The organism is uncultured Microbulbifer sp., assembly GCF_947489355.1.
GTDB lineage: Bacteria > Pseudomonadota > Gammaproteobacteria > Pseudomonadales > Cellvibrionaceae > Microbulbifer.
On sequence record NZ_CANLDD010000006.1, the window covers coordinates 22,702 to 43,245 of the forward strand.

A 20,544-nucleotide genomic window follows, 5' to 3' on the forward strand; every position below is an offset into this window, starting at 1 on the left:
TTAGGCACCAGGGAAAAATTACAGTTTCATCTCTCCGAAGAAGCTCTTAACCCCTTCAAACCAGCCGGTCTGACGTGGTGCATTCTTCTTCTCACTGAGAGTACTGGCAAACGTTTGCAACAGCTCCTTCTGCTTGCCGGAGAGGTTCACTGGTGTTTCCACCACAACCCGGCACAACAGGTCGCCGGTGGCACCGCCGCGCACTGGCGCTACACCCTTGCCACGCAAGCGGAACAGCTTGCCAGTCTGGCTCTCTGCCGGGATTTTCAGTTTCACCTTGCCCTCAAGGGTAGGGACTTCCAATTCCCCGCCGAGCGCAGCAGCGGCAAAGCTGATCGGCACTTCGCAGTAGAGATTTTTACCGTCGCGCTGGAACAGCTCGTGCTCCTTGACGACCATCTGTACATACAAATCACCGGCGGGACCGCCGTCAGGCCCCGCCTCACCCTCTCCAGACAGGCGAATGCGATCGCCGGTATCCACACCGGGAGGCACCTTGACCGACAGGGTCTTGGTTTCCTCCACCCGACCGCGCCCGTGGCAGCGGCCACAAGGGTCGGATATAATGCTGCCGCGACCGCGGCACTTGGGACAGGTCTGCTGCACAGAGAAGAATCCCTGCTGCATACGCACCTGACCGGCCCCGCCACAGGTAGCGCAGGTTTGCGGCGAAGAGCCGGGCTTGGCACCGGAGCCATGGCAGATATCGCAGGCAGCCAGCGTGGGTATACGGATCTTCACGGTCGTGCCGCGCACCGCGTCTTCCAGGTCCAGCTCAAGGTCGTAGCGCAGGTCGGAACCGCGCGCCGGCCCGCCGCGGCGACCACCACCACCACCGCCACCGCCAAAAATATCGCCAAACACATCACCGAAAATATCGGAGAAACCGCCGAAACCACCACCGCTGCCACCGCCCATCTGGCCTTCCACACCGGCGTGACCAAACTGGTCATAGGCAGCGCGCTTCTGGGAATCCGCCAGGATCTCGTAGGCTTCGTTGGCCTCTTTAAATCGGTTTTCCGCTTCCTTGTCATCGGGGTTGCGGTCCGGGTGGAACTTCATCGCCACCCGGCGGTAAGCCTTCTTCAGCTCTGCATCCGAAGCGCCGCGTTCGACACCCAGGACTTCATAATAATCGCGTTTCGACATAAAGCTCTATTCTCTGGTCCGGCTGCAACAACAGCCAAACTCAATTTTCTAATTTTCAGTCCCTAACGAACCCCCGCACTGTTACGGGGCTCTGCCAAGCCGAAAGGGACGGCACCACTCTGGCAGGTATCCAAAACCCTCGGCTTTAAATCCATCCACCTGAAACAACACAGGGCACGGGGCCTTAAGAGGAAGGCACCGCACCCCTGAGTTTTCCGGCAGCCACAGTGAGCAATAGCTGCCGTCAAAATGAACCGTAGACGTCTACTTACCTTCTTTCTTGTCGTCCTTTACCTCTTCAAACTCGGCGTCTACCGCATCGTCACCCGCGGAAGACGGTTGCTCACCCTGAGCCTCCGCGCCAGCGCCCCCTTCGGCACCGGCCGCCTGGGCCTGCTCGGCGTACATCTTCTGGGCAACCGGACCAGAGGCTTCGGTCAGCTTGGTGGTGGCAGCTTCCATCGCGGCCTTGTCGTTGCCTTTCACCGCCTCCTCCGCTTCCGAGATAGCCGCTTCAATCGCGGACTTTTCCTCTGCAGTCGCCTTTTCACCGGCCTCTTCCAGGGTTTTCTTGGTAGCTGAAATCAGGCTATCGAGGGTATTGCGAGTTTGCACCAGTTCCTCGAACTGCTTGTCCGCTTCCGCATTGGCTTCCGCGTCAGCAACCATCTTGTCGATCTCCTCCTCGGACAGGCCAGAGGATGCCTTGATCACGATAGACTGCTCCTTGCCGGTGGCTTTGTCCTTGGCGTGAACATGCAGAATACCGTTGGCGTCGATGTCGAAAGTGACTTCGATTTGCGGCATACCGCGCGGTGACGGTGGGATATCAGCCAAGTCGAAACGGCCCAGGGACTTATTCTGGGAAGCCTGCTTGCGTTCACCCTGTACCACATGGATGGTCACGGCAGTTTGATTGTCTTCCGCAGTGGAGAAAACCTGGGACTTCTTGGTCGGGATAGTGGTGTTCTTGTCAATCAGCGGTGTTGCCACGCCACCCATGGTTTCAATACCCAAGGTCAGCGGGGTCACATCCAGTAGCAGTACGTCTTTGACATCCCCAGACAGCACCGCACCCTGAATGGCCGCACCTACGGCAACGGCTTCATCCGGGTTGACATCTTTGCGCGGCTCCTTGCCGAAGAACTCGGTGACTTTCTGTTGTACCAGCGGCATGCGGGTCTGGCCGCCCACCAGGATAACTTCGTCTACGCCGGAAGCGGACAGATCGGCGTCCTGAAGAGCAATTTTTACCGGCTCCAGGGAGCGGGTAACCAACTCCTCCACCAGACTTTCCAGCTTGGCGCGGGTCAATTTAACCACCAGGTGCTTTGGACCGGTGGCATCGGCGGTGATGTACGGCAGATTAACTTCGGTCTGCTGACTGGAAGACAACTCGATCTTGGCTTTTTCCGCAGCCTCTTTCAGACGCTGCATGGCCAGAGGATCGCCTTTCAGGTCGATGCCCTGGTCTTTCTTGAACTCTTCCGCCAGATAGTCGATCAGGCGCAGATCGAAGTCTTCACCACCGAGGAAGGTGTCTCCGTTGGTAGACAGCACTTCAAACTGCTTCTCACCATCCACGTCCGCGATTTCGATAATGGAGATATCGAAGGTGCCGCCACCCAGGTCGTAAACCGCTACGGTGCGGTCGCCACCCTGCTTGTCGAGACCGTAGGCCAGCGCAGCAGCGGTCGGCTCGTTGATAATCCGCTTCACATCCAGACCGGCGATACGGCCGGCATCTTTGGTGGCCTGGCGCTGGGAGTCGTTGAAATAAGCCGGTACCGTAATCACCGCGGCTTCCACTTTCTCACCGAGAAAATCTTCCGCGGTTTTCTTCATTTTTTTCAGGACTTCGGCAGAGATCTGCGGCGGCGCCTTCTTATCGCCCTTGGCTTCCACCCAGGCGTCGCCGTTATCGGCTTCAACGATCGAGTAAGGCACCATTTTAATGTCTTTTTGTACAACATCGTCTTTGAACTTGCGCCCGATCAAGCGCTTGACCGCATACAGGGTGTTCTTGGGATTGGTCACCGCCTGGCGTTTGGCAGACTGGCCAACCAGGATCTCATTGTCGTCAGTGAAGGCAACAATGGAGGGCGTAGTGCGATCACCTTCCGCATTCTCGATGACGCGCGCTTTGTCACCATCCAGTATCGCCACACAGCTGTTGGTGGTGCCCAGATCGATGCCGATAATTTTTCCCATCTGTAAAATCCTCGTTTGATGCGCGCCGCCAGCTCTGTTCTGTATGTATCGCGCGAATAATTCCTGATGTCAGCTATATTGGTGCCGACCGATAAAATTCAAGGCTGCCTCACACAGGCGCCATTACGGTGCCTTGCTGACCACTACCATGGCCGGGCGCACCAGGCGACCGTTGAGGCGATAGCCCTTTTGAAACACTTCCAGAACCGTATTCGGTTCCACGTCCCCGTTGGGTATCTGGGTCATGGCCTGGTGCAGTTCGGGGTCGAAAGGCTCGCCGACTGGATCGACAACCTCCACTGAATTTTTCACCAGGGTATCAGTGAAAGATTTGTGGGTCAGCGCAATGCCTTCCGCCAGCGCCTTGCTGGTCTTGTCTTCGGTGTCGATGGTGGCCAGGGCACGCTCCAGGTTGTCCACCACCGGCAGCAAGTCCTGCAGCAGTTTCTCCACCGCAAACTTGCGCGCGCGTTCAACATCCTGCTGGGCGCGGCGGCGGGCATTCTGCCCTTCGGCCTGGGCACGCAGGGCGAGGTCTTTCTGTACCGCCAGTTGCTCCTGCAGCTTGATAATTTCATCGTGTAGGGCATCGGCACTCTCGGCCTCTTCCAGTAAGGTTTCCTCGGCCTGCCGGCGCTCTGCTGTGGAAGGGTCCTCAATCTCGGCGGAAGCCGCCTCATCTGTCTCTGCCAGATGCTCGTCCGCCAGCGCTTCCGGCTGCACGCCCTCTGTGATCTGATCTTCTTCGCTGCGCTCTCTAGCCACTGCTCTCTCCGTCGCATCAACTCTGTCAGTAATGGAATGGGCCCGCCCAGCGGACACTGGGGCTATATGGGGTCAACACCGCACAGTTCAAGGGGTTTTTCCTGCATGCACCTGTTGGCAGGGTAATGTGGTCCTGGCGCTATAGCTAACGGGAGATAAATACTGTATAAATAACCACTAAGCAGGCCGAAGTGCCCTCACAATAAAAGACACAGAAGCGATTCCTATGTTGCTGCATTTGTCTATCAGCCAATTCGCCCTGGTGGACCAACTGGAGTTGGAACTCGGCCCCGGTACCAGTGCCTTCACTGGCGAAACCGGCGCGGGGAAGTCCATTACCCTGGATGCACTGGGACTGGCCCTGGGCGGGCGGGGCAGTGCCGAATTGGTGCGTCCCGGTGCCAGCCGCGCCGATATCAGTGCCACCTTCGATATCAGCGACCACCCCAGCGCCGAACACTGGCTGGTATCCCGGGAAATGGATGCGGGGCAAGAGGTGATACTGCGCCGTACCATCGGCGCCGACGGCCGCTCAAGGGCTTATATCAACGGCCAGCCGGTGCCCCTCCTGCAGCTGCGCGCTTTTGCTGAACAACTGATCGATATCCACAGCCAACACGAGCACCAATCCCTGCTGAATAAAGAAACCCACTGTCGCCTACTGGATGAATTCGCCCAGGCCCAAACACTGGCCACGGATACCCGCAGCCTTTACAAGACCTGGCAGGACCAGTACCGCCACTACCGCACCCTGGCAGACAGTGCCGAGGAGAGCGAGGCGCGGCGTCAGCTGCTGCAATACCAACTGCAGGAGCTGTCCCGACTGGATTTGAGCGCGGGGGAGATAGAAGCGCTGGAGCGCGAACAACGCCAACTGGCCAAAGCCGGTGACATACTCAACGGCGGCTATCAACTGGCGGCGCTGTTGTCCGGCGGCGAAGGGGATATCGCCGAGCAACTCCACTGCGCCCTGCAGCTGCTCTCAGCCATACCGGATCAGGCCCCGGCCCTGCTGGAGGTGACGCAGATGCTCGACAGCGCACGCATTCAGGTGGATGAGGCGGCAGACACCCTGTCGCGCCATATAGACCGCTTCGAGGTGAACCCGGAACGTTTGGCCGAGGTGGAGGCACGCCTCAGTACGATCTACCAGGCGGCCCGCAGGCACAGGGTACAGCCACAGGAACTACCCTTTCTAGAGCAGCAATTACAGGCGGAATTGGACGATATAAACACGGCAGATACCCTTGAACGACGCGCTGCAGAGTGTGAGAAACTGGAGCGGCAATTCCGCACAGCCGCCGGAAAGCTGAGCAAACGGCGCACCAAAGCCGCACACCAGTTGGCCGAGGCTGTGAACCGACAAATGGCGGAGCTGGCCATGCCCCATGTGCGCATGGAGCTGGCGTTGCACACACTGGCGAAGCCCAACAGCCGCGGTCTGGAGGACGTGGAGATGCTTATAACCACCAATCCGGGACAGCCGCCGCGCCCCTTGGGCAAAATCGCTTCCGGTGGAGAGCTTTCCCGGGTGAGCCTGGCGATCCAGGTTGTGACGGCACGGACCTCCCGCACCCCCACCCTAGTATTCGACGAAGTGGATGTGGGAATCGGCGGCGCCACCGGGGATGTGGTCGGGCGCCTGCTGCGCCAGTTGGGCGAGATGCAAAGTGGCCGCAGTGGCCAGGTGATCTGTGTCACCCATCTGGCCCAGGTGGCCGCGCGGGCCCACCGCCATTACCTGGTAGAGAAGCACGCCGATAGTGAAAGTGCCTTTGTCGCCCTGCGCGAACTGAGCGGTGGCAAACGCCGCGAAGAAATCGCCCGCATGCTTGGGGGAGAGCCCACAGCCCAGTCCCTGGCCCACGCCGAAGAGATGCTATCGCGGGTTGTTTGATCACGCGAAGGGCGCAGACCAGCCCGGCCTCCGCTCGTATTAAGCGCCTTCCACCTTGCCTTAAATAACCGTCACACCACCAATCGGGCGAAGCAGCTGGTTTGTCAGAGACATAGGCCAATTTAGGGCAAGCAGGCCAGAATTAACTGGGTTTGGCGGCAGAAGTCACCATATACTTGGCGGTCCATCCAACTGGCATCGACCAAGTTTATGCAGAAAACGATTTTTAACACCCCAATAGTCACCCCGCTGATGCGCCAAGTCGCCAGATTGCTACTGAGGTTGCATGGCTGGCGCGTAAAAGGCAACCAACAATCGTTGAAGTTGAGAAAGTACGTGCTCTTGGGGGCTCCCCACACCACCAACTGGGACGGTTACTTCTTTATATTGGCCGCGCTTAAACTGAGGCTCACCCCGCAGTGGATGGGCAAAGACAGGTTGTTCAAGTTCCCATTGGGCGGGCCCATGCGCTGGTTTGGCGGTATTGCAGTGAATCGCAGCAAGGCCAACAATTTGGTGGAGGCCACCATCAAGCAGTTCAAGCTGAATAAGGAGCTGATTATCGCGATTCCCCCGGAGGGCACTCGCGGTATGGCGGAGCGTTGGAGAACCGGCTTCTACCATATCGCGCGCAATGCCAAGGTGCCCGTAGTGCTGGGCTTTATCAACTTCAGTAAGAAAGAGGTGGGCATTGGTCCAATCGCGCAGTTGGGTGAAAATCTGGAGGTGGAACTGAACAAGTTACGGATATTCTACGCGGACAAAATCGGCAAATTCCCGCAACGTTACGCGCCCCCCTGCCAGCCACAGCAATAACCTTTGGAGCCCGCTGGGAACCCGGGTGTGTCAAATGCCACACCCGGCGGTGCCTACTGCGCTTTTTCTTTGACGTAAAGCACAAGGCTGTGGCCGGTCAGTTCATAGCCGTGCTCTTCAGCAATCTGGCACTGTAGCTTTTCAATTTCCTCATTGTGAAACTCAATCACTTTACCGGTATCGGTACATACCATGTGATCATGGTGATCCCCACGGTCCAGCTCAAATACGGAGTGGCCACCATCGAAGTTATGGCGCATAACCAGACCCGCGCTCTCAAACTGGGTCAGAACCCGGTAGACGGTGGCCAGACCCACATCCTCCCCCGCTTCCAGCAGCAGCTTGTACACATCCTCAGCACTCAGATGCTGTTCACTGGCACTTTCAAGCAACTGCAGAATCTTTACCCGCGGCAGGGTGACTTTGAGACCGGCCTTGCGCAATTCCTGGTTTTCGTTTGACATGAATAGAGATTTCCCGACAGGATCTTAAGAATGGTCTTTACCTGAAACGGCCCGGAGCAGGGATCAATAATCGGCTAAGATCAAAGCGTCCTATCTGTCAGCGAGCCACCTCTTCGGGTATTATCCCATGTCCTGCGGAGTCAGCGAAACCCCGGCCATCCCTTATGGGGGCAAATCGCCAAGCCCGGGGGAACTTTCCCCCTCAATCGGGGCCTATTTGATCTGGCCAGTTAAAAATGGCGCAATAAACGCCTTTTTCAGCACATAATGGAGCAATGAATGCCGACTAGCCTGAAACTTCTCGCCATCGCCAGCCTGTGCACCCTCCTGGGCGCCTGTACACTGATCAAATTCCCCGGTGTGCACCGTATCGAGGTTCAGCAGGGCAACATCATCACCCAGGACATGGTGGATCAGTTGAAACCCGGTATGACCCGGCGACAGGTTCAATTCGTGCTGGGTACACCGCTGGTGGAAGATACCTATAATCCCAATCGCTGGGACTATGTCAATCGCCTCCGCGACCCCAAAGGCGGAGTGACCCAGCAGCGCTTTAGTGTCTATTTCAATGGCGATATCCTGATCGCCACGAGTGGCGACTGGCAGCCGACAGGCTGGCCCTGAACGCCCTTAGTGCCCTCTATTTCTTCCCGGCCAGGCGTCTAGCCTTCTCAGCGCGCTGTTTACGCGCCTCCTTCGGATCGGCGATCAGGGGACGGTACACTTCAACCCGGTCACCGGGCTGTAATTCGTAGCGCTCCGCCGGCGGCAAGCCCTTGCTGCCCAGCACCTGGGCATAAATCCCCATTTTGACGGTATTCGGGTCCACCTCCGGATACTCTTCCGGTATCCCCGAGCGTATCAGCGCCTCACGCGCGGTAGTACCGCGTTTGACCAGTAAACGCATCAGACGCTGCTCGTGGGGCAAGGCATAAACCACTTCCACTGAAATCGTCTTATTTTCTGTCATCGCGGTTTTCCGTATATCGTATCAGCTCGCTCACACATCACCGCAACCATCTGGTTGGCCAGATCGCTGAACAGCTTGCCCACAGCTGCGGCAACCAGACGGCTCTTGAGGGAAAATGCCAGGGAAAAGGTCACCTTGCAGGCACTTTCAGCCAGCGGACTAAACTGCCACTGCCCGGTGAACTGCTCAAAGGGGCCATCGACCAGAGTCAGGGTCATACTGTGCGGTCGCTGCAAGCGGTTGCGCGTGACAAAACTCTGCCGAATGCCTGCGCGAGACAGTTCCAGGCGCGCCTCCAGAGTTTCTTTATCGCGGTGCAAGACCTCCGCACCACGGCACCCCGGTAAAAACTGCGGGTAGCTGGCCACATCATTGACCAGATCAAACATTTGCTCTGCACTGTACATCACCAGCGCGCTGCGCTCTATTTCAGTCATTCCTGCTATCCAAGCCAGTCTACTTGGCAAAATTGCCTGGGATTGCCATTCACCTGCTAATTTTGCCAGCCGACGCTACTCAAGCAAGGCAATTCCTGTAACAATCGCGTTTTTGCCGGCGAGCCGCACTCGGCACCAACCGGGATAACAACGAGACAAGCCGTATCGGGTACAGAATAATAGTGAGAGTACTATGACCGCAGTAAGAGAGCATTTTGGGTCAAGACTGGGTTTTATCCTGGCTGCCGCGGGTTCCGCAGTAGGCATTGGCAACCTGGTGGCCTTCCCGGTAGCCGCCACCAAAAGCGGGGGCGGTGCCTTCCTGTTGATCTACGCTCTTTTCGTCTTCCTGATCTGCCTGCCGGTCATGATGGCGGAGTTGGCCTTGGGGCGGCGCTCCGATAAAGACCCGGTTGGCGCCTATCGCGAACTTTCCAACCGCTCCCACCTCTGGCGCATACCCGGATGGCTGGCCTTGGCCACGCCATTTATGATCGCGGTGTTTTACCTGGTGGTCACCGTGTGGGTACTGGGATACTTGATTGAAACGGTAACCGGCAATCTGGACAAACTCGCCACCCCGGATTTCTTTATCCAGTTTATCAATACTCCACAGATATTTATCTATCTGGTGGCCCTTATGCTGGTGATCAACGCCATTCTTGCCATGGGCGTTAAAGACGGGATCGAGCGCGCCGCGAAAACACTGATGCCCATGTTGTTCGTCATGCTGCTGGGATTGGTGATTTTTGTACTGAGCCTGGAGAACGCCTCTCTCGGCTTAAAGTATTACCTTGTTCCGGACTTCAGCAAGGTCGACGGCAATGTGATCAGCAAAGCCATGGCCCAGGCTTTCTTCTCCCTCTCTCTGGGCATGGGTATTATGATCACCTACGGCTCCTACATGAAGCGGCAGGACTCCATCCCCGGCTCCTCCCGCGCAGTGGCCATCACCGACACCCTGGTGGCCTTCACCGCCGGCCTGCTGATACTACCGAGTATCTTCCACTTTAATCCACAAATAGACCCCTCTGAGCTGAGTGAATCCTCCGCAGGCATGATCTTCCAGTTCCTACCCAAGATCTTCCTCGCCCTGCAAGACGGTATCGGCTATGTTGGCGCAAGCGCAGTGGCTGCAACTTTCTTCTTCCTGGTGCTGGTTGCGGCGATCACCTCACTGGTTTCCATAATCGAAGTGCCCATCGCCACCCTGCGTGACGAGCGGCGTATGGAGCGCAAAAAAGCCATCTACCTGATTGCCGGGGTACAATTTGTACTGGCAATTGCTTGCGCCGTATCCTTTGGCATGGTCAACTGGACCACTGATTTTGTGCAACTGGCCGGCACCAACAAGTCCTTCTTCGATTTGGTTGAGATCATCTTTTACGACACCATTTTGCCCCTGAACGGCCTGCTCGTGTGTCTGTTTGTGATCTATAAGTGGAAGAAGGCAAACTTTGACAAAGAGCTGCAGGAAGGCGATGAGAACTTTGCCGGCTCCTTTTCACAGAAATACGTCAACTTCTCCCTGGGCACCTTTATTCCATTGATACTGTTGCTGATTTTCATCAATACCGTGGCCCTGAAGTTTTTTGGACACAGTTTTATCTAGTCATTCGAAGTTTTCATGACCCAGAAAAAGAAAGCGCAAAGACCCAATACCATTGCCCTGAACAAGAAGGCCCGCCACGACTACTTCATTGAAGAGAAGTTTGAGGCGGGTGTGGAAATGCAGGGATGGGAAGTAAAGAGCTGTCGCGAGGGCAAGGCCCAGCTGACGGACAGCTATGTCATTTTTAAAAATGGCGAAGCCTGGCTACTGGGTGCGCGCATACAGCCGCTGCCCAGTGCATCCACCCATTTTGTCACTGAGCCCGACCGCACCCGACGCCTGCTGCTCACCAAGCGAGAGCTGTCCAAACTGATCATTGCAGTGGAGCAGAAAGGCCACACGGTGGTGGCCACCGCGCTGTATTGGAAAGGGCACCTGATCAAATGCGAAATTGCCCTGGCCAAAGGCAAGGCGACGCACGACAAACGCGAAACCGAGAAAAAGCGCGACTGGAACCGCGAGAAACAGCGCCTGATGCGCGCAACACACAAGTAGTGTGCCGTATTAATACCCCGGTATCCAATTAGGTTACCAGGGTAGTACCAGAAGAATAATGACAGGATTTATCATGAGTGCACCTCGAGGACAATTCAGTTCGAATATTGGCTTTTTGATGGCCGCGGCGGGGTCCGCCGTGGGCCTCGGCAATATCTGGGGCTTCCCTACCAAAGCCGCCAGCAATGGCGGCGCCGCCTTTGTGGTGGTCTATCTGTTCCTGGCCTTTGCACTCGCCTATCCGGCCCTGATGGCCGAACTCACCATAGGCCGCTACGCGCGCCGCAATATGGTGCAGGCCCTGCGCACCATCTCCAATGGACCAATCAGCCGTTTCTTCGGCGGCCTCACCGGCTTCGGCGGCATTCTGGTAGCCTCGCTGATCCTGAGCTTTTACGCCATCGTAGCCGGCTGGATGGTAGCGCATCTGGCCGAGCCCTTTGCCACACTGTTCGGCGCTCAGGATGCCGCGCAGTGGCTGACTGGCAGCAGCACCGAGCGCAATCTACTCTTCACCGCCATTTTCAGCGGCCTCACCATGCTGATTATCGCCAGCGGTGTAGAAAAAGGGATTGAGCGCTGGTCCACCCTGCTGATGCCCGCACTGATCATTCTTCTGCTGCTGTTGATTGGCTATGTGCTCACCCAGCCCGGCGCCCTTTCCGGCCTTGAGGTATACCTGATGCCGGACTTCAGCCATTTCACGCCCAAACTGCTGATCTCCGCTTTGGGCCAGGCCTTCTTTTCCCTGTCACTGGGGGTGGGCACTATGCTGATCTACGGCTCCTACCTGAGCCAGCAAGAGAGCCTGCCGCGCCTAGGTGCGCTGGTGACGCTGATCGACGTGGGTATCGCCTTTACCGCCGGCCTGCTGATTTTGCCGGCCATGTACGTTGCCCAGGAAGCCGGCTCACAGATTTTCTCTGCCAGCGGAGAACTGGTCGCCGGACCCGATCTCATTTTACAGGTGCTGCCGGCGCTGTTCGACACCATGGGGGAAGCCGGTATCGTTGTGGCCATCACTTTTTTTGCCCTGATGGTCATCGCCTCTCTGACCTCCTCGATTTCCATGCTGGAGGTGCCGGTGGCTTTCTCCATTGAAAATCTGGGCATTCCGCGACGCATCGCCACCCCCGTGGTGGGCCTGATCATCTTCGGCATCAGCACTATCATCATCACCCACTTCGATACCCTGTTTGGACTGGCGGTCAGCATTAGTACCGAATACGGGCAACCGCTGCTCGGCATCGCCCTGTGTATCTTTGCCGGCTGGGTCTGGCGTCGCGACCAGCTACTCGCCGAGTTAAAGAAAGGTCACCCAGACATTGAAAAGACTCTGTTTTGGAAGATCTGGCCCTGGTATGTACGCATTGTCTGCCCACTACTGATCCTGACCGCCTTCGTACATTCGGTCATATAGGAAATCCCAACCACCCGCTCCCGGCGCCTCCGCCGGGGCCTTTCCCACAGGTTTCTCTTGTCTGAACAGCGACCGGCCTGACTGCCGGGCCAATCCGGCGTATTGCCGGGCCGCCAATTGAGGTATACTGGCACGACACGAGAGTGTTTCCGATCGGGGATGACTTGGATTCGACGCCGGTGACGAAACCTTGGGTGCATGCCGTGATGGCAGCCAATCACGTAAATCCAAAGCTGCATTTTATTAGTTGCCAACGACGACAACTACGCTCTAGCGGCTTAAGCCCGCTAGCAGTCTTCAGCAAGGTTCCAGTATCGCGCTGCAGACTGTAATACAGAACTGGATCGCTGTGAGCCGCGCCTGTCGGGGATCGGTTAAAAACTTCTCAGGCTCGCCTTCTACGTCCTGACCGCCGGGCTGTAGCGGGCTAAATCAATAGACGGAACTAAGCATGTAGAGCCTCTGGCAGAGTGCTGACGGACGCGGGTTCGACTCCCGCCATCTCCACCAAATCGCTGTTTCAGACAGTCCTCAAAAGCCCCGAAAACCTAAAGTTTTCGGGGCTTTTGCTTATCTGACCAATCCCAGTTAATCTAGCGCAACCCCACCTAATCTAGACATTTTTGGTGGGGTTAATTGTGGGGTCGAGCAGATTTGTGCCACTGACCCCACCAAATTGCCAGAGAGCAAGGAGCCATGCGGGGTTGACCCGCAACTCCAGTAAAGTCACAGGGAGACAGGAAAGTGCCCCTATCGGATACCAAAGCGAAGGCCCTCAAGCCCAGAGACAAGAAATACCTGGAGAGCGATTGCAAGGGCCTCTACCTAGAGGTAAAGCCTAACGGCACCAAACGCTGGCTATTCCGCTTTCGCCTGCATGAAAAACGCTGTGATCTAGCGCTGGGGGTGTACCCATCAATCAGCCTTGCCAAGGCCCGTGAAGCTTGTAGAGAGGCCAGGGAGTATGTTGCTCAGGGTATAGACCCCCGCGATGTTAAGCGCGTTCGCAGAGAATCCAGCCTGGAGACCAACCGCAATAGCTTCGCCGCCGTCAGTGAGGAGTGGTATGCCGCCAAGATGGCCCACCTTTCCAGTTCATCAAAAGACCGCGCCACTCTCGCGCTAGAGCGTGACCTAAAACCCTATTTGGGTAAGCGTCCAATCTCTGAAATAAACCCAACTGAAGTGCTGCGCTGCCTGCGCCGTATTGAGAGCCGGGGAACCCTGGAGACTGCCCACCGGGTAAAACGAGTAGCCAGCCAGGTATTCCGCTTTGCGGTGGCCACCGGCAGGGCCGACCGCGACCCCACCACAGACTTGACCGGCGCGCTCACCCCCACCAAGAAAAAGCACTTGGCAGCAATTACCCACCCCGCTGAAGTTGGACGTCTGCTAACTGCCATAGACGAATACCAGGGCACGCCGGTAGTGAGAGCAGCCCTGAAGCTATCCCCTCTTCTATTCTGCCGCCCTGGAGAGCTGCGCAAACTTGAGTGGACCGAAATTAACTGGGAAGCCAGGCAAATTGAATTGCCCAGCAAGAAAATGAAAATGGGGCAGCCGCACATTATCCCGCTTGCAGAACAGTCGCTGGCACTACTGCAGGAACTGGAGCCACTCACTGGCCGTGGCAAATATGTTTTCCCATCAGCTCGCGGGCTGAGCCGCCCGTTGTCTGATAACGGCGTGAGAACTGCGCTCAGGTCACTGGGCTATGACAATGAGACCATGACCGCTCACGGCTTCCGCGCTATGGCCCGTACCCTGCTGGATGAGGTTTTGGGCTTTCGCGTAGACTTCATAGAGCATCAGCTTGCCCATGAAGTGAAAGACACACTGGGGCGCGCCTACAACCGCACAAAGCACTTGGAACAGCGAGCAGCAATGATGCAGAAATGGGCAGATTATTTGTACAGTTTAAAAGCGCAATCAGGGGCTGAGAATGTAGTGACTGTCAAATTTGGAGGGGGCGGCTTGGTGAATTGATTCGAAAAACATCCTGGCCACACCATCGATAACACAAGGAAGATAAATAAAAGAACATATAAGATAGATGCAGGTTAAATATGGCTTTGAAATTTAAGATTAGAGAGTGGCTGATGATAAATGAATCAGCAGAGTACCTATCTGTTCTGACAGGGGAATCATTCACATGGAAGGATATTCTTGCGATTGTCACTGAGGGAAATCTTGATGTTTATTGGGTTTTACAGCATGTGATGGCCGAAAGAACAGCTTTCTATGAGCACACTTCTAAATATATAAACCCCAAAGAAATTAATTTCTCTCAACTGTTTGAAGCTACTAGCAACTTTCTTGGACTTGATAAACCAGAGGGTGATAAATCCTCAGGTAGGCACCACGGCGAGGATAACTGCGACAAGCCTGTGCTCGGGCATCCAGAAGGAGTGGAAGGTCTTTTAAGAGGCAAGCCACCTGAAAGAGTAAGCCTCAACGGCAAGTATAAAATCGAGGATCGGTTTTCAGGGGTAATTGCTGACTACTTCCTTTCACATATTACCAACTCAGGTGGAGAGCTAATCAACTTAGATGGGCACGCTGTAAGCGACTCAAATGGTCAGTACTGGATACTTCTCGAATGGTCTGAACCGATGGGGGATGGACATGAAGGGTACTACTACCCGTCAGGAAGCTTGCCGGAATTAGACCAGTTAGCATTTAAAAGAACAGACCTAGAGGCACTTTTGCGGCAAGAAAGTGAGTCCACAACAGATGGGTTTAACTCTACAATGCCACCTCATTGGGCTCCTCATTTACAAACTCTGGTGAGAGCAGCAAACCACTTTTGGCAAAATGCCGACCCTGATGACCAATCGACCTATCCAAAGCAAAAAGAGGTTGCCAGTTATTTAAGGCAAAGAGGTTTTGAGTCGGAGCGTTTAGCAAATGCAGGTGCTGCAATCATAAAATGCTCTTGGGCGAACAAAGCGCAGTGACATGCTGAAAGTGAGCCACAATCAACCCCTTTCGCCTAGTGACACCTCTTTGGTGTCACACTGACAGGTGTAAGCCTATTTTTTTATCCAAATTTCCTGCATATCTTAAGTGTCAGCCCCAACAAACCCACAGGAGAGCTGACAAGTGCAGACCAATCTAATTAATCAATCAACCATAAACCCTTCCGCCATGTACCGGGCCCGTGACTGCGCCCAGTTCTACTCCATTGGCCTTTCCACTTGGTGGCACTGGACCAAAACAGGCAAAGCCAGACGTGGCACAAAGTTAGGACCAAAGACCACCGTATGGGAAGGGACATACCTACTTGAGCTGAAGCAAAAGCTAATCACTGAAGCCGAAAGCTGCTAAGGGGGGATAGCTATGGAAATAATCAGAACCACCCTGGCAAAGAGCAGTCCCGATATACAAGATAAGCCGAACAATACTAACAACAACACGCTAACTGCAGAACACTCAGCCAGCAAGATTTGGCACCCCCTATCACCTCGCCAAGCGCGAGCGTTGGGAGCTTTGCTCACCGGCCCATGCAGCCGGGAAAAGCTTGACAGAGTGACGGGGGCCAGCAACGGCCCGAATGTAATCATGCAGCTCAGAAACCGAGGAATAAGTATTCAATGCCGAATGGAGAGGCATATAGACCGCGATGGCATTGCAGGGCGTCACGGCGCTTACTGGCTACCTGATAGTGAGCGCCAGCGTATAGTCTCACTTAAGTTGCTGGGGGACTAATGGCTGAATCTGCTAGAGAGCTTTTGCAACGGCTTCTAGCGCGTGGTGATGGTGTGGCGGTCAATCGTGGCCGCCTTACCTTAGCCCCTGCCAGTGGCTGCCCTGTGCCCGCTGAATGGCTTTCAAAGCATGAGCAACCCCTTATCATCGAAGTTGCCCGTTTAGCCAGTGTCGAGGCCCTGGAGTATATCGGCTACTCAGTGGGAAATTATGGCCCTCGAAAAAATGGGGGTGTCACTCTCCAATTTCGCAGCCTCCTCAATGGGCATGATTGGTATGCAATATTCAACGCTTACACAACGCGAGCACGCACCACTAAGCATGGTAAGGCGGGTAGCCCTCTACCCAAAGGGCGTTTCCGTATGGGCAAGCGCTCTAGTTTCCTAAAGTTCTGGGGTCGTACCGGGCAACGAATGCCAAAGAGTTTTGATGCCTTTGGCGATTACATGGGGAAATTGCGAAGTCAGGTATTTACCGGGATTCCGGTAAAAACAGAGCGATTAAATGCAGCGACCCTTGCCCCACTTTACATTGAACAACAACAGTTACCTTCTTGTGAAGAGCTGAATGCCTCGGTTAACTTACGGGTAAGTTCCGGGTTAAATCCGGGTAAGGTCCGGGTAAATTTTCCGGGTAAGCAATTGGCGCAACCCCAACAGCCACGGGGCCTACAGCCTAATCAAACTACGGGTGATGCAAACTGCGGTAATACGGTAATAAGGGAGTGCGGGTATAAGGGAATCCCCAAGCCCCCTAAAGAACAGACCAATGAAGAGTGGCTGGAAGAATATGGACGCGCAGGCTGATTCAAGAGTGCCTGCTAATCTGCCCAGGATTAAAGTCAACGATTACAACAACAATAATTGGCACAATATTCAACGTTCAGAGTTGAAAGTTGTTACAATGAACACGCATACTGGTTGCGCTACGGCAACCTCCGTAGCCGGGATTGACAACCCGTAACTACAAGGCGCCAAGAAGACGCCACCAGCGGTATGCGTCTTTTTTTATGCGCGAAACCTCCTTGTTATGGTGGGGTATTCGGGGGGCTTTCGGGCCCGCCGTTTCCTTGTAGCGGTATTGTCAACCCGTTTACCCCGCCACCCAATTGAGATTGACAACTCCCTGGTGGCGGAACTCGCTATACAAGGAGGCTATTATGCCAAATCACTCTGAAACTGTGCCTTATTACCGAGTCGATTCATTGTTGACCAAAGCATTCGACACCGCATCCCTCGGTATTGAGCACGCAAACCGATTCCGTGCATTGTTCTTTGCCATTACCCGTATACCCGATAATCCAAAGGCCACGTTGGAGTTAGCACAAGCCGGTATGGAGTTAAGCGATATCTATCATAGCTGCTTCAGTTCTGAACAGAATCTGCTCAAGAGGCGTCAAGAAGAGGATAAATGATAAGCAATAGCTACTCCTGTTGCAGCCAAATTATTAAGAAATATTATGGTTGCTTGCTGCTAAGCCGCCTCAACAGGTATTCAGAATTGTTGAGAAAAGTTGAGGTACCTTTTTAGCCGGGCAGGATTACTGAGGAATACTGAGGTGGTTTCTAAGCGTCGGATGCACCAATATCAATCGCTCACAAGGCTACTAAAAAGGCTCAGAGGACCGCAGGAGCACTTTCAGCAGGGGGTATGCACATGCTCCTCAGGGTTTTGTGACCAGTACGCGCGCTAGTAGCGCCAGGGGAGAGCAGGACCTAATCGGCTTGATTTTAAGCCGGACTCTTTGCAGACGGTATCTGGGCCAAAATGTAAATTTACACCTTGAGTCAGTGAAGCCTCTTATTCACCACCGACCCGTCCCTTTGCTACACCCTGGCAATCTGGCTACATTTTGACCTAAGCCAGAATCCTGGCTTAGCTTGTGCGCGACATAGGCACGTATTATCAGCACCTATTCGGCAGGCAAAGCGTGCAAATCTTCGGAGTTAAAACTGTGCTTGAGACTTCCTTTAAACTAAGGACACGTCTTGTAATCAAATAAAATTGATCATCTCCAAATTATATAAGCCTGTAATCGCACGTATATATATTTTCCCAGCAAGGTTTTGTATTCTCTCTTCTTGGCGCCATCAAAAAAAGGAATAGAGCAGTGGGACACTACGAGCAGCCGAAGCCCTACTACTTGAAAGACCGCCGCGAGGTGGCTATTGACAGGTTTGTATCAAAGGAGAATCTCACCAAGGCCGATTACTTAGCGCTGAAGGTAGTCGATCAAGTAGAGGCAACTCTCGACAAATACCGCCAAGAATCTGTCACCATGTCGAAAAAAGAGGTAAGGAATGAGGAGCATGACTCCACCCGGCTTGGCGAGTTCATGGAGAAGAATGGGAAACCTCACCCTGGTGGTAACTGTGATGCACACGCCATTGTTTCAGGGGGCCACTCAATGGCCACACCGCTCAGAGCTATCTTGGCCCGCGTGAAAATTAGGATAGATGACATAAGAAATGGCACATGGCTTCCCAGAAGAACTGCTGACACTCCTCACCCCAAAATGCCCGCTGCTGTCCCCCACTCCCGCATCCATAGAGTGGGTTATTACACATGGCTGGAAGAGGAATTTGACACATTAGATATTAGCAATCTAACGGAAGAGGATGTTGAGAAGGTGCTTAGAGGAATCGAATACGACCTCAAATTCTCTAGCTTTCCGCACTATGTTATGTTGCCCGCTAACGAAGTACGTAAACAAGTTGGAGTTTAGTGTGGAAATCTACAAAGTATCTGCCAATCTCAGCGACTACATGGCCCCGAATTTTGACATCGATGAGGTTGAAGAAAAACGCGGAGATGATGACTTTATTATCGATACAAGGCCCGCAAAGTATGCCGACGATTGGGTGCCACTGGAGATTGAATTCAGCATTGATGATGGCCACCCTACGATTCCCGCGCTATCTAAGTGGCGAAACTATCTAGTATTGCACGAATCGGCATATAAAGTCCTAGAGGGAGTGCTAGGCCCCTATGGTGAGCTTCTGCCATGCTCTCATCAAGGTGCGAAGTTTTACCTATTCAACCCACTTACATTTGCCGAAAACTTGGGCGCTGTAGTGCCCAGATCTGTCACGCGGTATGGAAACTTACTCTCAGGCATTGAATTCGATAAGACCAAACTCAAGGATGTGCCAATTTTCAGGACTAAAGAATCGTATATCAGCATTTATTGTACTAATGCCCTCAAAGATACAGTTGAGTCCGAAAAACTTGATGGGCTATTGTTTAGCCTTAAGCTAACACCCTACTAGAGCTACCCTCTCCCACTACTGGCCTGGAAAGTAAAGACAGCTTATCTGCTTCGCTACTGGGCCCTAGCCTGAGAATACTTGAAGTTTACTTTTATCTAAAACTCTACATTTCGGACAAGAGTTTCCAGCATAATGATTTTTACAGCGCACACAAAATATTCTTGTATACTCATCCGGAAAGCATAAAGGACATTCCTTTGTGACAAATTGTCGCTTGCAAGATAAGCAGCACTTTTTGATATTCAATTCTTTATCTTCTGAGTTTAGCCTGAATCTATTCCCTTCTTCTTTAACGCTTCCGCCCATTGTCTCATGGGTATACTTAGAGCTAGGGTTCGTTGAAGAACCAGTTTTCTGGTGCTTAAATATTTCACCATTTGCATTTATAGGTTCAGTTACCCAAAACTCTGAGTCATGCCAATTTTTCAAATCAGAGATGTCATTCTCAAGTTTTGACTTTAGCGTTGCAGATAGACTCTCAAGTTTTTTCCTTTCATTAGCGTGATAGAGCCATTTTTTTGCATCTAGTTCCTCTGTTATCCACCCCCGTAAAGCAGCCTTATAAGTAATTCCGCTTTCCCCCATACGCTCAATTAAAGATGCATATTGCGACACATCAAACTCCAGGTGGCCTGCTATTTTACCAGGGTAGTCTTCTGGGGCTATTGCGGTACGCTCTCTATAAATTACATCGATAAGCAACTCATGGTTTTGTATAGCCGCCACGAGCGTATAAGGGACAGAAAACTCTTTGTACTCACTCACAATGGGATTCGAGGCGCTAGTTATGGGTATTGAATCTCTGAATAGCTCTCCGTCTCTGGATAGCTCCACAGTTCCAATATAGTCAGGAAGGGCCAAGGGCTCATTTTTTGTACAAAGTAACATTTGCCTTAGCATTTGAGCACAGACCGACTCGAAAGATAGGTCACACTCTTTTTCAGCCACTATTTCAGCTCGGCTGTCATGAGCAAAGTGCCACTCCACTTTCTCACCAAGCCTAGCGACAACACTCTGTCCACAGGAGGGGCAGACACAATTACAGCTACGCCCACGTGACACATCTTCAACACCACAAAGTTCGCCACTCTCTCTATTTACCGCAAATGGTATTAGCGTACTCATAACCCTATGACTCACATTTCCTTATCTGTCGCCAATTATGACAAATAAGCTCATCTTGAAACTACATGGAGTAAACCAGAATTTCGGCCCTTTTTAGGACTAAAAAACTACCCTATCGAGCCACACCCTAGGGCAGCCCTCTAAAGCCTCCTATCGGACTGGCATTTGCTGACACTCACCTGCTAGGCATATCAAGTGCAAGATTT

Annotated in this window: 19 protein-coding genes, 1 other RNA gene and 1 pseudogene; 13 read left to right on the forward strand and 8 right to left on the reverse strand. The window is 53.7% G+C overall.

What is annotated here, in order from left to right:
• Positions 1-18: 18 nt before the first annotated feature.
• From dnaJ to grpE, 3 genes are all read right to left on the reverse strand, one after another.
• A complete protein-coding gene (gene dnaJ / locus Q1A48_RS04525; protein ID WP_299941788.1) occupies positions 19-1,149 on the reverse strand; it encodes a molecular chaperone DnaJ in 1,131 nt (376 codons plus the stop codon).
• A 264-nt stretch (positions 1,150-1,413) separates the two neighbouring features.
• A complete protein-coding gene (gene dnaK, locus Q1A48_RS04530) occupies positions 1,414-3,360 on the reverse strand; it encodes a molecular chaperone DnaK (RefSeq protein ID WP_299941791.1) in 1,947 nt (648 codons plus the stop codon).
• A gap of 123 nt (positions 3,361-3,483) precedes the next feature.
• Positions 3,484-4,125, reverse strand: a complete 642-nt coding sequence (gene grpE, locus Q1A48_RS04535; protein WP_299941795.1) for a nucleotide exchange factor GrpE — start codon at positions 4,123-4,125, stop codon at positions 3,484-3,486.
• A 226-nt stretch (positions 4,126-4,351) separates the two neighbouring features.
• On the opposite strand from grpE, the gene recN reads away from it, so the two are divergent.
• Positions 4,352-6,022 (forward strand): DNA repair protein RecN, encoded by a 1,671-nt coding sequence (gene recN / locus Q1A48_RS04540; protein WP_299941797.1) that lies wholly within the window; start codon positions 4,352-4,354, stop codon positions 6,020-6,022.
• Between the two features lie 210 nt (positions 6,023-6,232).
• The gene (locus Q1A48_RS04545; RefSeq protein WP_299941800.1) at positions 6,233-6,838 is read left to right on the forward strand and encodes a 1-acyl-sn-glycerol-3-phosphate acyltransferase; all 606 of its coding nucleotides are present in this window, start codon (positions 6,233-6,235) and stop codon (positions 6,836-6,838) included.
• A gap of 53 nt (positions 6,839-6,891) precedes the next feature.
• Here Q1A48_RS04545 and fur read toward each other — a convergent pair whose 3' ends face one another.
• The gene (gene fur, locus Q1A48_RS04550) at positions 6,892-7,302 is read right to left on the reverse strand and encodes a ferric iron uptake transcriptional regulator (RefSeq protein ID WP_299941803.1); all 411 of its coding nucleotides are present in this window, start codon (positions 7,300-7,302) and stop codon (positions 6,892-6,894) included.
• Between the two features lie 279 nt (positions 7,303-7,581).
• Here fur and Q1A48_RS04555 point away from each other — a divergent pair, with 279 nt between their 5' ends.
• A complete protein-coding gene (locus tag Q1A48_RS04555) occupies positions 7,582-7,926 on the forward strand; it encodes an outer membrane protein assembly factor BamE (protein ID WP_299941806.1) in 345 nt (114 codons plus the stop codon).
• A 16-nt stretch (positions 7,927-7,942) separates the two neighbouring features.
• Here the strand turns inward: Q1A48_RS04555 and Q1A48_RS04560 are convergent, their stop codons facing one another.
• A complete protein-coding gene (locus tag Q1A48_RS04560; protein WP_299941809.1) occupies positions 7,943-8,272 on the reverse strand; it encodes an RnfH family protein in 330 nt (109 codons plus the stop codon).
• Positions 8,269-8,709: a type II toxin-antitoxin system RatA family toxin gene (locus Q1A48_RS04565; protein ID WP_299941812.1), complete on the reverse strand. Its 441-nt coding sequence runs from the start codon at positions 8,707-8,709 to the stop codon at positions 8,269-8,271. Before Q1A48_RS04565 ends, Q1A48_RS04560 begins: the two co-directional genes overlap by 4 nt.
• A gap of 193 nt (positions 8,710-8,902) precedes the next feature.
• Here Q1A48_RS04565 and Q1A48_RS04570 point away from each other — a divergent pair, with 193 nt between their 5' ends.
• The 10 genes from Q1A48_RS04570 (at position 8,903) to Q1A48_RS04615 (ending at position 19,213) form a co-directional block, all read left to right on the forward strand.
• Entirely contained in the window at positions 8,903-10,321 is a 1,419-nt protein-coding gene (locus Q1A48_RS04570) for a sodium-dependent transporter (RefSeq protein ID WP_299941815.1), read from the forward strand.
• Positions 10,322-10,336: 15 nt separating this feature from the next.
• Positions 10,337-10,816: an SsrA-binding protein SmpB gene (gene smpB, locus Q1A48_RS04575; RefSeq protein ID WP_299941818.1), complete on the forward strand. Its 480-nt coding sequence runs from the start codon at positions 10,337-10,339 to the stop codon at positions 10,814-10,816.
• 73 nt (positions 10,817-10,889) lie between these two features.
• Positions 10,890-12,236 carry a sodium-dependent transporter gene (locus Q1A48_RS04580; RefSeq protein WP_299941821.1) on the forward strand — a complete coding sequence of 449 codons (1,347 nt, stop codon included), beginning with the start codon at positions 10,890-10,892 and terminating at the stop codon, positions 12,234-12,236.
• A gap of 155 nt (positions 12,237-12,391) precedes the next feature.
• Positions 12,392-12,746, forward strand: a transfer-messenger RNA (tmRNA) gene (gene ssrA / locus Q1A48_RS04585).
• Positions 12,747-12,980: 234 nt separating this feature from the next.
• Positions 12,981-14,222: an integrase arm-type DNA-binding domain-containing protein gene (locus Q1A48_RS04590; RefSeq protein WP_299941824.1), complete on the forward strand. Its 1,242-nt coding sequence runs from the start codon at positions 12,981-12,983 to the stop codon at positions 14,220-14,222.
• Positions 14,223-14,302: 80 nt separating this feature from the next.
• Entirely contained in the window at positions 14,303-15,193 is an 891-nt protein-coding gene (locus Q1A48_RS04595) for a hypothetical protein (protein WP_299941827.1), read from the forward strand.
• Between the two features lie 750 nt (positions 15,194-15,943).
• A complete protein-coding gene (locus Q1A48_RS04600) occupies positions 15,944-16,750 on the forward strand; it encodes a hypothetical protein (protein ID WP_299941830.1) in 807 nt (268 codons plus the stop codon).
• Between the two features lie 353 nt (positions 16,751-17,103).
• Entirely contained in the window at positions 17,104-17,358 is a 255-nt protein-coding gene (locus Q1A48_RS04605; RefSeq protein WP_299941833.1) for a hypothetical protein, read from the forward strand.
• A 696-nt stretch (positions 17,359-18,054) separates the two neighbouring features.
• A complete protein-coding gene (locus Q1A48_RS04610; protein ID WP_299941836.1) occupies positions 18,055-18,669 on the forward strand; it encodes an AHH domain-containing protein in 615 nt (204 codons plus the stop codon).
• Between the two features lies 1 nt (position 18,670).
• Positions 18,671-19,213, forward strand: coding sequence for a hypothetical protein (locus Q1A48_RS04615; protein WP_299941839.1), 543 nt, complete (start codon positions 18,671-18,673; stop codon positions 19,211-19,213).
• A gap of 63 nt (positions 19,214-19,276) precedes the next feature.
• Here Q1A48_RS04615 and Q1A48_RS04620 read toward each other — a convergent pair whose 3' ends face one another.
• Complete coding sequence (locus tag Q1A48_RS04620; protein WP_299941841.1) at positions 19,277-19,978, reverse strand: hypothetical protein; 702 nt, start codon at positions 19,976-19,978, stop codon at positions 19,277-19,279.
• A 183-nt stretch (positions 19,979-20,161) separates the two neighbouring features.
• Positions 20,162-20,338: pseudogene (locus Q1A48_RS21750) on the reverse strand (competence protein CoiA family protein); the annotation flags it as partial.
• Positions 20,339-20,544 lie beyond the last annotated feature (206 nt).

Excerpts from the sequence above, each read along its gene's own strand:
- dnaJ (WP_299941788.1), bottom strand. The coding sequence starts at position 1,149 with ATGTCGAAACGCGATTATTATGAAGTCCTGGGTGTCGAACGCGGCGCT.
- Q1A48_RS04600 (WP_299941830.1), top strand. The coding sequence starts at position 15,944 with ATGGCTGAATCTGCTAGAGAGCTTTTGCAACGGCTTCTAGCGCGTGGT.
- Q1A48_RS04580 (WP_299941821.1), top strand. The coding sequence starts at position 10,890 with ATGAGTGCACCTCGAGGACAATTCAGTTCGAATATTGGCTTTTTGATG.
- Q1A48_RS04570 (WP_299941815.1), top strand. The coding sequence starts at position 8,903 with ATGACCGCAGTAAGAGAGCATTTTGGGTCAAGACTGGGTTTTATCCTG.
- dnaK (WP_299941791.1), bottom strand. The coding sequence starts at position 3,360 with ATGGGAAAAATTATCGGCATCGATCTGGGCACCACCAACAGCTGTGTG.
- recN (WP_299941797.1), top strand. The coding sequence starts at position 4,352 with ATGTTGCTGCATTTGTCTATCAGCCAATTCGCCCTGGTGGACCAACTG.
- Q1A48_RS04545 (WP_299941800.1), top strand. The coding sequence starts at position 6,233 with ATGCAGAAAACGATTTTTAACACCCCAATAGTCACCCCGCTGATGCGC.
- Q1A48_RS04605 (WP_299941833.1), top strand. The coding sequence starts at position 17,104 with ATGCCAAATCACTCTGAAACTGTGCCTTATTACCGAGTCGATTCATTG.
- Q1A48_RS04565 (WP_299941812.1), bottom strand. The coding sequence starts at position 8,709 with ATGACTGAAATAGAGCGCAGCGCGCTGGTGATGTACAGTGCAGAGCAA.
- Q1A48_RS04560 (WP_299941809.1), bottom strand. The coding sequence starts at position 8,272 with ATGACAGAAAATAAGACGATTTCAGTGGAAGTGGTTTATGCCTTGCCC.
- fur (WP_299941803.1), bottom strand. The coding sequence starts at position 7,302 with ATGTCAAACGAAAACCAGGAATTGCGCAAGGCCGGTCTCAAAGTCACC.
- Q1A48_RS04595 (WP_299941827.1), top strand. The coding sequence starts at position 14,303 with ATGGCTTTGAAATTTAAGATTAGAGAGTGGCTGATGATAAATGAATCA.
- Q1A48_RS04555 (WP_299941806.1), top strand. The coding sequence starts at position 7,582 with ATGCCGACTAGCCTGAAACTTCTCGCCATCGCCAGCCTGTGCACCCTC.
- smpB (WP_299941818.1), top strand. The coding sequence starts at position 10,337 with ATGACCCAGAAAAAGAAAGCGCAAAGACCCAATACCATTGCCCTGAAC.